Source organism: Catenuloplanes atrovinosus, from assembly GCF_031458235.1.
Classification (GTDB): Bacteria; Actinomycetota; Actinomycetes; order Mycobacteriales; family Micromonosporaceae; genus Catenuloplanes; species Catenuloplanes atrovinosus.
Genome location: NZ_JAVDYB010000001.1, coordinates 292,718 through 306,007, shown reverse-complemented (window position 1 = coordinate 306,007; position 13,290 = coordinate 292,718). Strand labels below are relative to the sequence as shown.

Genomic DNA, 13,290 nt, shown 5'->3' with positions numbered 1-13,290 from the left:
GCGGAGTCGGAGGGAAGCCGGAGGTTTGCCCGCGGGAGCATGCGGGCCGGACCGGGCCGGAAGCGGGAATATCCGCTTCTGAGGTTCTCGGGGTCAGGGCTCGTGGTCGATGGTGGGCGGGGCCTGCTGGGCGGGGAGTGCGGGTGGGCCCGGGTCGACGCGTGCGGTGGGGCGGCGGAGGCGGTGCTTGTCCTTGGGCGGGCGGTCGTTGGCGAGGATGACCGCGAGCCAGGGCAGGATGACCATGCCGGCGGCGCAGAGCGAGAGCCAGAGCGGCAGCCACGGGGCGCGCACGCTGAGCAGGATGCCGCCGATGATCAGGCAGAGGGTGCGGATCAGCATCATCACGACGTAGCGGATCTGGCGGCTGCGCAGCTCCTCCTCGGGGCTGCGCGGCGCGTCGGTGATCAGGCTGGGCCTGTGCTCGGGGCGTCTCACCGATTCCTCATTTCCGGGGCCTTCGCGCCCCCGATGTCCCATCCTCGCACTTTCTCCACCGGACCACCGGGCGGGCGTGCGCGATGGGGCGCGGGACACGTCGGGACTGAAACTTTTCTTCGTCCCGACGCCTTCCGATGAATTCCGAACGCAATTCCTTTTGCCTGTATAAAAACCGACTCACCCGATTTACGCGTGTTTCGGCATTCCGATCATGGTGGGCAATTGAGTACAAATTTGGCACGGCCGTAAGAAAGGGCCGCAATCACATAAATTGGGAGTAGTACATGCGTATCTCGAAGTTCGTCGCCGGTGTCGCACTGGCAGGCGTCGCCACCTTCGGCGGTCTGACCATGGCCGGCCCGGCGATGGCGACCGGCTCCACCAGCCCGACGCTGGTCGACGTCACCGTCCAGGACGTGCTCACCGGCAACGAGGTGACCGTGCTGGAGAACGTGACCGTGCCGGTCGCGGCCGTCTTCTGCGGCATCAACGTGAACGTGCTGTCGAACATCCTCAACAACACGTCGGTCACCGACTGCAAGGCCGCCAGCATCCCGCTGGTCAAGAAGGCGTACATCAAGAAGCACTGATCACTCGTATCCCCCGAGTGATCATCGCATCCCCCCACCGGCGGCTCCGGCACCTCGCGTGCCGGGGCCGCCGGCCTTCGTGGCCACCGAAAGGGTGGTACGGGACCGCGAGAACCGGCAATCGTCGGTACCGCGATCATGCTGCCCGCGTCGCCGGAGCATGCGCTGATCGTGTCCCGCCTCGTCCATTGGCCGCACCTGAACGGCTTCGGCCCCGAGGAGGTCACCGCCGACTGCGGCATCGACGTCGCGGATCGAGCTGGGCCTGATGGACGGGCAGGCCGGGCTTCGCGGTGCCTACGCGGAGGCCGCGCGGGAGTGGGAGGCGAGCCCGGACGCGGCGCTGTGGGAGCGGGCCGGCGGGGACGGGCCGCCGGTCAGGGCTTGGCGGCCTTGGCCGCGGCCTTCGCCTGCTTCTTGTACTCGCGGACCTTCGCCAGGGAGTCGTCGTCGGTGATGTCGGCGACGGAGCGGTAGGCGTTCTCCTCGCCGTAGCCGCCCGCGGCCTCGCGCCAGCCCGGCGGGCGCACGTCGCACTGCTTGCCGAGCAGGGCCACCAGGATCTGCGCCTTCTGCTTGCCGAAGCCGGGCAGCGCCACGACCCGCTGGTAGAGCTCCGCGCCGGTGGGCACGTCGCGCCAGATGGCGGTGGCGTCGCCGTCGTACCGCTCGACGATCGCCCGGCACACCTCCTGCACGCGGGCGGCCATCGCCTTCGGGAAGCGGTGCAGCGCGGGCGGCTCCGCGAAGATCGCGATCAGCTCGTCCGGGTCGAACTCGGCCAGTTCGGTCGCGGTCGGCTCATGGCCGAGCCGCTGTGCCAGCACCCACGGGGACGTGAACGCCTTCTCCATGGTGATCTGCTGATCGAGCGTCAGGCCGATCACCATCGCCAGCGGATCGCGGTCCAGCAGCGCGTTGGCCTCGGCGTCGATGGGCAGCGAGAACGTCATACCGCCATCTTGCTACCCGATGGCCGGGCGCGCCGGCGAGGGGCCGGTAAAGGACGTCGCGGTGGTGGAGAATGGCGGGATGAGCAGGCCGTCGATCGCCGAGGAGCTGGATCTTTCGCCGCACCCGGAGGGGGGCTGGTATCGGCAGACCTGGCGCAGCGGGCACGAGTTCGCGCCGGAGGGATATCCGGGGGTGCGGGCGGCCGCGACCGCGATCTACTTCCTGCTGCATCCGGGTGAGGAGGCGCGCTGGCATCAGGTGCGCTCGGACGAGCTGTGGCTGTGGCACTCGGGCGGGCCGCTGACGCTGCGGATGGGCGGGGACGGGGATCGGCCGAGCGAGTTCGTGCGGTCGCTGGTGCTGGGCGCGGACCTGGCGGCGGGGCAGCGACCGCAGGGGCTGGTGCCGGCCGGGACGTGGCAGGCGGCGGCGCCGGCGGGGCACGAGCCGGCGCTGGTCACCTGCATCGTGGCGCCGGGATTCGAGTACGAGGACTGGCGCCTGGCGTAGCGCAAATCTCGCATAGGGAACAATGGGCGCCGTGACCGACATGCTCCTCTCCGACGACGGCGTCCGGCGGCTCCGCGAGGCGCTCACCCGCACCGGCTACACCGCCAAGGGCATCGCGGACCGGCTCGGCCCGGTCGCGACGGCCGGGGTCGGGCGCAACGACTTCCGGGCCGCGCTGCGCGCCACGGAGGAGCGTGACCCGCTGGCGACGCTGATCCGGCTGTTCGTCTGCGCGCAGACCGAGCCGGAGCGGGACGTCGCGGACGCGCTGTCGCCGCTGCCGCTGGCCGACGCGATCGAGGCGGGGCTGGTGGAGCGGCACGGCGACGGCTTCCGCCAAGGCGTGGACCTGGAGCCGTACGGCGACGACTGGTGGATCGTGTCGGACGTGCCGGCGCGCCCGGGCCGTCCACTCCCGGCCGATCACGTGCTGGGCGTCGGCGGCGCCTCGACCACGCTGGCGGCCGCGACCGTGCGCCGCCGGGTCGGCTCCGCGCTCGACCTCGGCACCGGCTGCGGCATCCAGGCGCTGCACCTCAACGAGCACGCCGAGCACGTCACCGCCACCGATCTGAGCGAGCGCGCGCTGCGCTTCGCCGCCACCACGGCCGCGCTGAACGGGCAGAGCTGGGAGCTGCTCCGCGGCGACCTGATCGAGCCGGTCCGCGGTCGGCGCTTCGACCTGGTGGTCAGCAACCCGCCGTTCGTGGTCGGGCCGGGCGTGGCCACGCACACCTACCGGGACTCGGGCCGGCCGGGCGACGCGGTCTGCGCGGAGCTGGCCCAGGCCGCCCCGGGCCTGCTGACCGAGGGCGGCACCATGCAGTTCCTGGCGAACTGGGTGCACGTGGCCGGCGAGGAGTGGGAGGACCGGGTCGCGGGCTGGCTGGCCGGCACCGGGCTGGACGGGTGGGTGATCCAGCGCGAGGTGGCGGACCCGATGGCGTACGTGGACCTGTGGCTGGCCGACGCGTCCGACGGTGCCGACCCGCACCGCAAGGCCGCGTGGCTGGACTGGTTCGACGAGCACCGGATCGAGGCCGTCGGGTTCGGCCTGATCAGCTTGCGGCACACCGGCGCGGCCGACCCGGTGGTCCGGGTCGAGGACCTCCGCCAGCAGGTCGAGGGCACGCTGGGCGAGCGCGTCCGGGAGTGGTTCGGCCGGCAGGACTGGCTGCGCGCGCACGACCGGGAGGGGCTGCTCGCCGCGCGGTACGCGCTGGCGGACGGGGTACAGCTTCTCCAGGAGGCGACCATGGGCGAGGAGGGCTGGCTGGTCGACCGGCAGGTGCTGCGGATGACGCACGGGCTGCGCTGGTCCGAGGAGGTGGACCCGCTGGTGCTGGCGCTGGTCAGCGGCGCGGACGGCCGGGTGCCGCTGCGCGAGCAGCTGTCCGTGCTGGCGATCGCGCACGACGCACCGGAGGACGATCTCGTCGATGCCGCGCTGCCGCTGATCGGTCACCTGGTCGAACGCGGGCTGGTCGTCCCCGCCGCGTGACGAGCGCGGGCCTTGCCACCGGCGGATACTGTCCCTGAGGCTGAGCCACCCCGGGGGACGGTCCCGGGCCCGAGCCAGACAGAGATCCTACGGAGGACGTCGTGGTCTTCAAGCGGTTCATGCAGGCCCTTGGCGTGGGCGGCCCGTCGGTGGAGACGGTGCTCGCCAACCCCAACGCCCGTCCCGGTGGTTACCTGGAGGGCCAGGTGCACGTCCAGGGCGGCGATCACGCCACCGACATCGAGTACGTATCGCTCGGCCTGGTCACCCGCGTGGAGGTGGAGAGCGGCGACAGCGAGTACGACACCACGCAGGAGTTCCACCGGGTGCGGCTGACCGGCGCGTTCCGCCTGGAGCCGGGGCAGCGCCACGACATCCCGTTCCGCTTCGACGTGCCGTGGGAGACCCCGATCACGCACGTCTACAACCAGTACCTGCACGGCATGACCATGGGCCTGCGCACCGAGCTGGAGGTGGCGCGCGCGGTGGACAAGGGCGACCTGGACCAGGTGGCGATCTTCCCGCTGCCGGCCCAGGAGCGCATCCTGGACGCGTTGCAGCAGCTCGGCTTCCGCTTCACCCGGGCGGACGTGGAGCGCGGCCGCATCTACGGTGTCGAGCAGACGCTGCCGTTCTACCAGGAGATCGAGTTCTACCCGCCGCCGCAGTACGCGTCCGGCATCAACCAGCTGGAGCTGACCTTCGTGGCCACCGCCCGGCACCTCCAGGTGGTGCTGGAGATCGACAAGCGTGGCGGCCTCTTCACCGAGGGCCACGACGCGTTCGGCCGGTTCACGGTCGACTGGGCCACCGCGGACCAGACGAACTGGACGGCACAGCTGGACAACTGGCTGCGGCAGTCCGCCCAGCGCCGCGGCCTGTTCTTCTGACCACCGCGCCCGGACACCCTGGTCACAGATCGAGGATCAGGGTGTTCGGCCCGGCGTTGACGCTCTCCACCAGCATGTGGGTGCGGAACCGGCCGGTCTCGACCTTGGCGCCCCGCCCGCGCAGCGCCTCCACCACGGCGGTGAACAGCGGCTCCGCGACCTCGGCCGGCGCCGCGGCCGACCAGGTGGGCCGCCGTCCCTTGCGCGCGTCGCCGTACAGCGTGAACTGACTGACCACCAGGATCCCCGCCGCCAGCTCGGCCGCGGACCGCTCCCCGGGCAGCAGCCGTACCTCATGGATCTTCCGGGCCATGGTCTCCGCGATCGCCGGCGTGTCCGTGTGCGTCACGCCGAGCAGCACCAGCAGGCCCTCGCCGATGGAGCCGACCACCTCTCCACCCACCGTCACGCTGGCCCTACTGACCGTCTGAATCACCGCTCGCATGGCCGCCACCCTGCCATAAACCTGACTGAGCACTCCTCATCCGCCCCCGACGCAGAGACCATCTCCCGGATTAGTGCCACAAGGGGTTCGCCTTACCTCCGCTTAACGGGGTTTGGAGAAAGCTGTCTCTCACCGGCACGACGTGTTGGTAACGCGCCACTTGTTGGAAGCGGGGAGGGGACGCACGGTGGTCCTGCAGATGATGACGGAGAACGCGATCAGCCCGGCCCTCGCGGCCGGAGACAACATCGCCACGGCGGACGACGCCCTGGAGACCGTTGTCGACCTGGACGCCACGGACGAGCGCGGCGTCTCGGCAGACCTGGTGCGGGCCTACCTGAACGGGATCGGCCGCACGAAGCTGCTCACCGCGGTGCAGGAGGTCGAGCTCGCCAAGCGGATCGAGGCCGGCCTGTACGCGGAGGAACTGCTCGGCACCGCGGACCGGGGGGCACTGGCCGCGGATCTGACCGTCATCGTGGCAGAGGGCCGCAAGGCCAAGGACCACCTGCTCGAGGCGAACCTGCGACTGGTCGTCAGCATCGCGAAGCGCTACACCGGCCGTGGCATGGCGTTCCTGGACCTCATCCAGGAGGGCAACCTCGGCCTCATCCGCGCCGTCGAGAAGTTCGACTACACCAAGGGCTACAAGTTCTCCACCTACGCCACCTGGTGGATCCGCCAGGCCATCACCCGCGCCATGGCCGACCAGGCCCGCACCATCCGCATCCCGGTGCACATGGTCGAGCAGGTCAACCGCATGGTCCGGGCCCGTCGCGAGCTGTCCGTGTCGCTGGGCCGCGAGCCCTCGGTCGCGGAGATCGCCACCGCGATGGGCGTCGAGGAGTTCCAGGTCATCGAGCTCATCTCGTACGACCGGGAGCCGGTCAGCCTGGACCAGGCCGTCGGCGAGGACGGCGAGAGCGCGCTCGGCGACTTCGTGGCCGCGGACAGCACCCAGCCCGGCGAGGGCACGTCCCCCGGCGAGCTGCGCAACGAGGTCGAGATCGTGCTCTCCTCGCTCTCCCAGCGTGAGCAGGCCGTGATCCGCCTCCGCTTCGGCCTCGACGACGGCCGCCAGCGCACGCTCGACGAGGTCGGCCGCGAGTTCGGCCTGTCCCGCGAGCGCATCCGCCAGATCGAAAAGGTCACGCTGCTCAAGCTCCGCGACCCCAGCCGCGCCAGCCGCCTCGAGGCCTACGCCTGCTGATCACCCCCGCGCCGCCGCGCCGCCCGCGGCGCCCGCACCGCGCCGCCCGCACCGCGCACACCGCGCACACCGCGCACACCGCGCACACCGCGCCGCGCACACCGCGCCGCGCACACCGCGCCGCCGCGTCGATCTAGGCCGTATTCACGTAAATGGAGATCGAAACGCAGGAAAATGCCCTAGATCGACGCGAGGGGGGCGGCGGGGGCGGGGGCGGGGGAGGGACGCGCCGGCCGCCGGACCGATCGGGGGGGAGTGATCGGGTCGGCGGCCGGCGCGGGGTGCGGCGTCCCGGGTGGGGTCGCGGGGGGAGGCGAGGCGCCCGGGGGCCGCGGTTGCGGAGAGTGCGGGTCTGGGGGGACCGGCGCCCGCTCGGGGCGGGGGTCAGCCGGTGCGTGGCGGGCCGGGGACGCGGACGCCGCGGATCACGTCGGCGCGGACCAGGACGTGGCGGACGTCGCCCTCCGCGCCGTCCGGGGTGAGCTCGACGCCGGTGAGGCCGAGCCACTCGAGCGCGGGGTACGCGGCCGGGTCGGCGCCCAGCCGGGTGATGCGCAGCGTCAGTGGACCGTTGCCGTAGCAGTAGTCCGTCTGCGCGATCCGGAGGATGTCGCCCGCACCCAGCGCATGGTCGGTGGCCGGCAGGAACAGGTCGATCTCGATCCGGACATCATGGTCAATCATCGCGTCGTCCTTCGGGCAGGCCGAGGAAAGTCGATGTTGTCCGTGAGGGGAGGGACCGGGCGTGGCCGGGATTGCCGGCGTCGGCACGATCGTCACGGTACGGCGGGGATCTCTCCGTCCACTATTGACTGACTCTGACGAGTAAACAAGTGGTCACCATGAGTCGATCAATGCGACTTTGAGCGCCTGGTGCACACAAAGTGTGGAAGTTGCAAGTTGCACTCACACCTTCGTGTCACGATCCACCGCGCAACCGTCGCGGGCCCGGGTCGCCGCGCTCCCCCGGGCTACCCACCCGCACCGAACCGTGCAGCACGGCGAAGCCGTCCGGGCGGGCGAGCACCGGGTTGAGCGAGAGCGCGCGGATCTCCGGGTGCTCGTCGACCAGCCGGCCCACGCGGACCAGCAGCTCGGCCAGCGCGGCCCGGTCCACCGGCGCGGCACCGCGGAACCCGCGCAGCAGCGGTGCGCTCCGCGGCTCGCCGATCAGCGCGTCCGCGTCCAGGTCGGTGAGCGGGGCGGCGCGCCAGGCCCGGTCCCCGATCAGCTCCATCGCCACGCCGCCGAGCCCGAAGCCGACGATCGGGCCGAACTGCGGGTCCTCCACCATCTCGACCACGCACGCGACGCCGGGCGCCACCATCGGCTGCACGATCACGCCGGCGCCGAACGGGGACAGCTCGCGGTAGGCGCGCTCCACCTCGGCCGCGGAGCCCAGGTCGAGCCGCACCGCGCCCAGGTCGATGCGGTGCCGCAGCCCGCCGCCGGCCGCCTTCAGCGCCACCGGGTAGCCGTGCGCGTCCGCGGCGGCGACCGCATCCGGCGCGGCGTGCACCGTCGTGGACGGGACGACCGGGATGCCGTACGCGGCGAGCAGCTCGGCCGCGTCCACCGGGCCGTTCTTGATGATCTCCGCGGCGCGTGGGCGGTCGATGCCGGACAGGTCGGGGACCGCGCCGGGCGGGCGGCGCAGCCAGTCGGCGTAGGTGGCGACCCGGGCGAGCGCGCGCACCGCCTCCTCCACCGACGGGTACGACGGGATGCGCTCCGGCAGCGTGCCGGCGAGGAACATCGCGACCGTGGGCTTCTCCCCCGCCAGCGCCACGCTCGCCACCGCCGAGGCGAAATCCACGTCCTCGTCCGCGTGCTGGCCGGGCAGCGGCGGCGCGAACACCGCGACCAGCGCGTCCACCCGCTCGTCGATGGCCGCGTCGGCCAGCGCGTCCGCGAAGTCGTGCGCGCCGGACACCGGCGGCACGTCGTGCGGGTAGCTCTCCGCCAGCGTCAGCCCGGACGTGTGCACGGCCGCGGCCGCGAGCGCGGTCAGCGCGGAGGAGTTGCCGACCACGCCGATCCGCCGGCCGGCCGGGAGCGGCTGGTGCGCGAGCAGGACGCCCACGTCGAACATCTCCGCGACCGTGTCGACGCGGATCACGCCGGAACGGGCGAACAGCGCGGTGACCGCGGCCGGGTCCAGGCCCGGCACGTCGGACGCGGACGGCGCGAGCGAGGCCGGGCGCGCGGACGACGCCACCGCCACCACCGGCTTGGTACGGCCGATCCGGCGCGCCAGCCGGGCGAACTTGCGCGGATTACCGAACGTCTCCAGGTAGAGCAGGATCACGTCGGTCGCGGGGTCGTCCTGCCAGTACTGGAGCAGGTCGTTGCCGGAGACGTCCGCGCGGTTACCGGCCGAGACGAAGCTGGACAGGCCCAGCCCGCGCCGGTCCGCCGCGTCCAGCAGCGCCACGCCGAGCGCGCCGGACTGGCTGAAGAAGCCGACCCGGCCCGCGGTGGGCAGGCGCGGCGCGAGCGTGGCGTTCAGCCGGACGTCCGAGGACGTGTTCGCGATGCCGAGACAGTTCGGGCCGATCAGCCGCATGCCGGCGTCGCGGGCTCCGCGCAGCAGGTCGCGTTCGGCGGCGGCGCCCGCCGGTCCGGTCTCCGCGAAGCCGGCCGACACCACGACCAGGCCGCGCACGCCGGCCCGGGCCGCGTCCGCCACCACCTCGCCGACCGCGCCCGGCGGCACCGCGACCAGCGCCAGGTCGATCTCGGTGCCCGCGTCCACGGCGCTGCGCAGCGCGGGCAGCCCGGCCACCCGCCCGGCCGTGGGGTGGATCGGCAGCACCGGGCCGGTGAAGCCGCCGTCGCGCAGGTGCGCCAGGAGCGCGGCGCCGATGCCCTGGCCGCTGGCGCTGGCGCCGTAGACCGCGACCGCGCGCGGGGAGAGCAGCGGCACGATCGAGCGGGCCTCGGTACGGTGCTCGCGGCGCTCCTGCACCTCGCGGGAGAGCTCGGTGGGCGCGATCGGGAACGTCAGGTGGACGACGCCGTCCTCGTACTTGCGCTGAATCGAGTAGCCGGCGTCCGCGAAGACGCGCAGCATCGCGCCGTTCGCCGGCAGCACCTCGGCCACGAACCGGGTGATGCCCTCCTGCCGGGCGGCCGCGGCCAGGTGTTCCAGCAGCACGGACCCGATGCCGCGGCCCTGGTGCGCGTCCTCGACCACGAACGCGACCTCGGCCTCCGGGGAGTCCGCGCCGAGACGCTCGTACCGGCCGACCGCGAAGATCTTGTCGCCGCTGGTCACCACCAGCGCCTCCCGGTCGCGGTGGTCCACCACCACGAATCGGCGCAGGTCGCGTTCCGGGATTCGCGGGTACGGGCTGAAGTAGCGCAGGTAGCGGGTGCGCTCGGAGAAGCGGGAGTGCATCGCCACGATCGCCGGCGCGTCCTCCGGCCTGATCTGCCGCAGGTGGGCCGTGCTGCCGTCGCTGAGCAGCACGTCCGCGTCGCGCGCGGTCCGGGCCGCGATCTCGGTCATCAGTCCCTCGGATCGTGCGGGTCCAGGCCGTGCAGCGGGAACACGGCGCGGCGGGTGGCCATCACGGCCCGGTCCACCGCGTCCGGCTCGCCCTCCGGCTCCCACGGCACGTGACTCGGGTCGACCTCGTCCGTCATCCGCGACGGGATGTCCGCGTCGCCCAGGTGACCCTGCGCGATGCGCTGCCGCGCGAACGCGCGCCAGTCCGGCGGCGTGGGCCGCGCCGGGTCGAGCGGCTCGCCGGTGGCGATCGCCAGCAGGTGGGTCCACGCCCGCGGCACCACCTCGACCAGCGCGTATCCGCCGCCGCCGGTGGCCAGCCAGCGCCCGCCGCAGAGTTCGTCGGCGAGCGCGCGGAACGCCAGGTACGTCGCTCGCTGCCCGTCCACCGAGAGGCGCAGGTCGGCGAGCGGGTCGAGCCGGTGCGCGTCCGCGCCGCACTGGGTGATGAGGATCTGCGGCCGGAACGCGCGGAGCAGCCCGGGCACGACCGCGTGGAAGGCCCGCTGCCAGCCCGGATCGGTGGTGCCGGGCGGCAGCGCGACGTTGACCGCGTAGCCCTCCGCGCCGGGCGCGCCGGTCTCGTCCGGGAAGCCGGTGTTGGGGAACAGCGCGAGCGGCGTCTCGTGCAGGCTGATGGTGAGCACGCGCGGGTCGTCGTAGAACGCGGCCTGCACGCCGTCGCCGTGGTGCACGTCCACGTCGACGTACGCGATCCGCTCCGCGCCCAGGTCCAGCAGGCGGGCGATCGCGATGGCCGGGTCGTTGTAGACGCAGAAGCCGGCGGCGCGGGACGGCATCGCGTGGTGCAGGCCGCCGGCCACGTTGACCGCGCGGACGGCCTCGCCCTTCCAGATCGCCTCCGCCGCGGCGACGGTGGCGCCCGCGATGCGCGCGCTGGCCTCGTGCATGTTCTCGAAGACCGGGTTGTCCGGGCTGTTCAGTCCGTACCCGGAGAAGAACGGGTCGTTGATGGCGGTGCGGACCGCTTCCAGGTAGTCGCGGCTGTGCACGCGCTCGATCAGCGCGTCCTCCGCGATGACGGGCGGGATCACGCGGACACCGGGGCGGCGGAGGATGCCGAACTCGCGGGCGAGGGCCATGGTGAGTTCCACCCGGACCGGGTTGAGCGGGTGGTCGCCGAGGTCGTACTGCAGGAGGGACTCGTCCCAGACGACGACCGTGCCGGCTGAACCTGATGTCGGGCTCTCCATGCGGCCATCGTCGCACGCGGATCGGCCGCTCAGCGGACCAGCTGTGAGACTTCTATCTACAGCCCCCGATGCCCCGCCGCGCGCAGGGCGCCGTCGAGCGCGTTCAGCGCCTGGCCGGTGATGAGCGCCCGGTCGGCGTCGGGGTAGCCGCGCGCGGCCCAGGCCAGGCACGCCGCGTCCAGGAAGCCGAGGTAGCCGTGCAGCGCGTAGTCGCAGCTCCCGTCCTCGGTGCCGAGCATGGTGCGCATCAGGCGCACGTAGTACGCCCGGGTCTCGGTGCGCAGCTCGGCCGCGGTGGGCGGCTCGCCGCCGGGCGACTGCAGCGGCGCCAGCCAGCCGACCGCCCAGGTGGTCACCGAGTCCAGGTAGACGCGGACGCTCTCGGCGAGCCGGTCGCGCGGCGTGGCGTCCGCGGGCAGCGCCGCGTCGGCGGCGCGCTGGCGGTCGAGCAGCAGCTTGACCGAGCCGCGGACGGTGGCCAGGTAGAGGCCGCTCTTGCTGCCGAAGTAGCGGTGCACGAGCGCCTCGGACGCGCCCGCCTCCTCGGCCACGCGGGCCACGGCGACCTGGTCGTACGGCCGGTCGGCGAAGGCTCGGCCGGCCGCGGTGAGGATCGCCTCGCGGCGGGCCGCCTCGCCGAGCCGCTGCCGGGGGCGTCGATCGGTGCGGGTCACGCGTCCATCGTACCGCGTTAGTGAGTTAGGCTCAGTAAAACCGCTCATCTTTGGGAGAAGGCGCATGGGCCGGGTCGAGCACGCGATCTTCTGGCACGTCTACCCGCTCGGCTTCACCGGGGCACCGCGCGCGGCCGGGCCGGACGAGCCGGTCACGCACCGGCTGCGGCACGTCGAGGCGTGGCTGGACTACCTGATCGAGCTGGGCTGCAACGGGCTCCAGCTGGGCCCGGTCTTCGCCTCGTCGACGCACGGCTACGACACGGTCGACCACCTCCGGATCGATCCCCGGCTGGGCGACGACGCGGATTTCGACCGGCTGATCGCGGCCTGCCGGGAGCGCGGGATCGCGGTCCTGCTGGACGGCGTCTTCCACCACGTGGGGCGGGACTTTCCGAGGTTCCGGGCCGCGGAGCGCGGCGCGGCGGAGGCGGCGGCGTGGTTCCGGCGCACGGGCGACGGCGGGTGGGCGACGTTCGAGGGGCACGACGCGCTGGTCGCGCTCGATCACGGCGCCGAGGCGGTACGCGAGCACGTCACCACCGTGATGAACCACTGGCTGGACCGGGGCGCGGCCGGGTGGCGGCTGGACGCGGCGTACGCGGTGCCGCCGGAGTTCTGGCAGGCGGTGCTGCCCGCGGTCCGGGAGCGCCACCCGTCCGCGTGGATCGTCGGCGAGGTGATCCACGGGCTGGAGTACCGGGAGAAGGCGGGCCTGGACGCGGTCACCCAGTACGAGCTGTGGAAGGCGATCTGGAGCGCGCTCAACGACGCGAACCTGTTCGAGCTGGCCTGGGCGCTGGGGCGGCACTCGCCGGACACGCTGACGTTCGTCGGGAACCACGATGTGACGCGGATCGCCTCGCGCCTCGACGATCCGGGACACCTGGGGCACGCGCTGGCCGTGCTGTTCACGGTGGCCGGGGTGCCGAGCGTGTACTACGGGGACGAGCAGGCGTTCCGCGGCGTGAAGTACGACCGGGCCGGTGGGGACGACGACGTCCGGCCCGCGTTCCCGGCGTCACCGGCGGAGTTGGCGCCGTTCGGGGCGGAGGTGCTGCGGACGCACCAGCGGCTGATCGGGCTGCGGCGGCGGTTCCCGTGGCTGGCCCGGGCGGAGACGACGGTGACGCACCTGACGAACCGGCAGATCGCGCTGCGGGCGGCGCACGGCGGGCAGGTGGTGGTGACGTCGCTGAACCTGGACGACGTGCCGTACCGGTTCCCGGCCGTGGACGGGGAGCTGACCGTGGCCGAGTCCTCGCATCCGGGCCAGGCGGATCCGCTCGTGACGCCGGGCCGCGGGTGGACGGTGGGCGTACGTACCGCTGATTGATCTTTTGCCTGTTC

The 13,290-nt window shown here is 72.8% G+C and carries 13 protein-coding genes; 6 read left to right on the top strand and 7 right to left on the bottom strand.

The annotated features are described in order from the left end of the window. Positions 1 to 93: 93 nt before the first annotated feature. Complete coding sequence (locus tag J2S41_RS01355; protein ID WP_310361927.1) at positions 94 to 438, bottom strand: DUF3099 domain-containing protein; 345 nt, start codon at positions 436 to 438, stop codon at positions 94 to 96. Between the two features lie 287 nt (positions 439 to 725). Between J2S41_RS01355 and J2S41_RS01350 the strand changes: the two genes are divergently transcribed. After that, positions 726 to 1,031, top strand: a complete 306-nt coding sequence (locus J2S41_RS01350; RefSeq protein WP_310361925.1) for a hypothetical protein — start codon at positions 726 to 728, stop codon at positions 1,029 to 1,031. A gap of 377 nt (positions 1,032 to 1,408) precedes the next feature. Here the strand turns inward: J2S41_RS01350 and J2S41_RS01345 are convergent, their stop codons facing one another. After that, entirely contained in the window at positions 1,409 to 1,984 is a 576-nt protein-coding gene (locus tag J2S41_RS01345) for an HhH-GPD-type base excision DNA repair protein (RefSeq protein WP_310361922.1), read from the bottom strand. 79 nt (positions 1,985 to 2,063) lie between these two features. Here J2S41_RS01345 and J2S41_RS01340 point away from each other — a divergent pair, with 79 nt between their 5' ends. The 3 genes from J2S41_RS01340 (at position 2,064) to J2S41_RS01330 (ending at position 4,886) form a co-directional block, all read left to right on the top strand. Further along, entirely contained in the window at positions 2,064 to 2,495 is a 432-nt protein-coding gene (locus J2S41_RS01340) for a cupin domain-containing protein (protein WP_310361921.1), read from the top strand. 40 nt (positions 2,496 to 2,535) lie between these two features. After that, a complete protein-coding gene (locus tag J2S41_RS01335) occupies positions 2,536 to 3,996 on the top strand; it encodes a DUF7782 domain-containing protein (protein ID WP_310376231.1) in 1,461 nt (486 codons plus the stop codon). A 101-nt stretch (positions 3,997 to 4,097) separates the two neighbouring features. Next, positions 4,098 to 4,886: a sporulation protein gene (locus J2S41_RS01330; protein WP_310361920.1), complete on the top strand. Its 789-nt coding sequence runs from the start codon at positions 4,098 to 4,100 to the stop codon at positions 4,884 to 4,886. A 22-nt stretch (positions 4,887 to 4,908) separates the two neighbouring features. Here the strand turns inward: J2S41_RS01330 and dtd are convergent, their stop codons facing one another. Continuing rightward, a complete protein-coding gene (gene dtd / locus J2S41_RS01325) occupies positions 4,909 to 5,331 on the bottom strand; it encodes a D-aminoacyl-tRNA deacylase (protein WP_310361918.1) in 423 nt (140 codons plus the stop codon). 187 nt (positions 5,332 to 5,518) lie between these two features. Between dtd and sigB the strand changes: the two genes are divergently transcribed. Next, positions 5,519 to 6,541 carry an RNA polymerase sigma factor SigB gene (sigB, locus tag J2S41_RS01320; protein ID WP_374728099.1) on the top strand — a complete coding sequence of 341 codons (1,023 nt, stop codon included), beginning with the start codon at positions 5,519 to 5,521 and terminating at the stop codon, positions 6,539 to 6,541. Between the two features lie 384 nt (positions 6,542 to 6,925). Here the strand turns inward: sigB and J2S41_RS01315 are convergent, their stop codons facing one another. From J2S41_RS01315 to J2S41_RS01300, 4 genes are all read right to left on the bottom strand, one after another. Continuing rightward, on the bottom strand, positions 6,926 to 7,225 hold the full coding sequence (locus tag J2S41_RS01315) for a hypothetical protein (RefSeq protein WP_310361914.1): 300 nt from the start codon (positions 7,223 to 7,225) through the stop codon (positions 6,926 to 6,928). A gap of 235 nt (positions 7,226 to 7,460) precedes the next feature. Further along, positions 7,461 to 10,052 (bottom strand): bifunctional acetate--CoA ligase family protein/GNAT family N-acetyltransferase, encoded by a 2,592-nt coding sequence (locus J2S41_RS01310; RefSeq protein ID WP_310361912.1) that lies wholly within the window; start codon positions 10,050 to 10,052, stop codon positions 7,461 to 7,463. Further along, positions 10,052 to 11,266, bottom strand: coding sequence for an acetoin utilization protein AcuC (locus tag J2S41_RS01305; protein WP_310361908.1), 1,215 nt, complete (start codon positions 11,264 to 11,266; stop codon positions 10,052 to 10,054). The genes J2S41_RS01310 and J2S41_RS01305 overlap by 1 nt, the downstream gene beginning before the upstream one ends. 56 nt (positions 11,267 to 11,322) lie before the next feature. Next, on the bottom strand, positions 11,323 to 11,940 hold the full coding sequence (locus J2S41_RS01300) for a TetR/AcrR family transcriptional regulator (RefSeq protein WP_310361906.1): 618 nt from the start codon (positions 11,938 to 11,940) through the stop codon (positions 11,323 to 11,325). A gap of 64 nt (positions 11,941 to 12,004) precedes the next feature. Between J2S41_RS01300 and J2S41_RS01295 the strand changes: the two genes are divergently transcribed. Then, positions 12,005 to 13,276, top strand: coding sequence for an alpha-amylase family protein (locus J2S41_RS01295; RefSeq protein WP_310361903.1), 1,272 nt, complete (start codon positions 12,005 to 12,007; stop codon positions 13,274 to 13,276). Positions 13,277 to 13,290 lie beyond the last annotated feature (14 nt).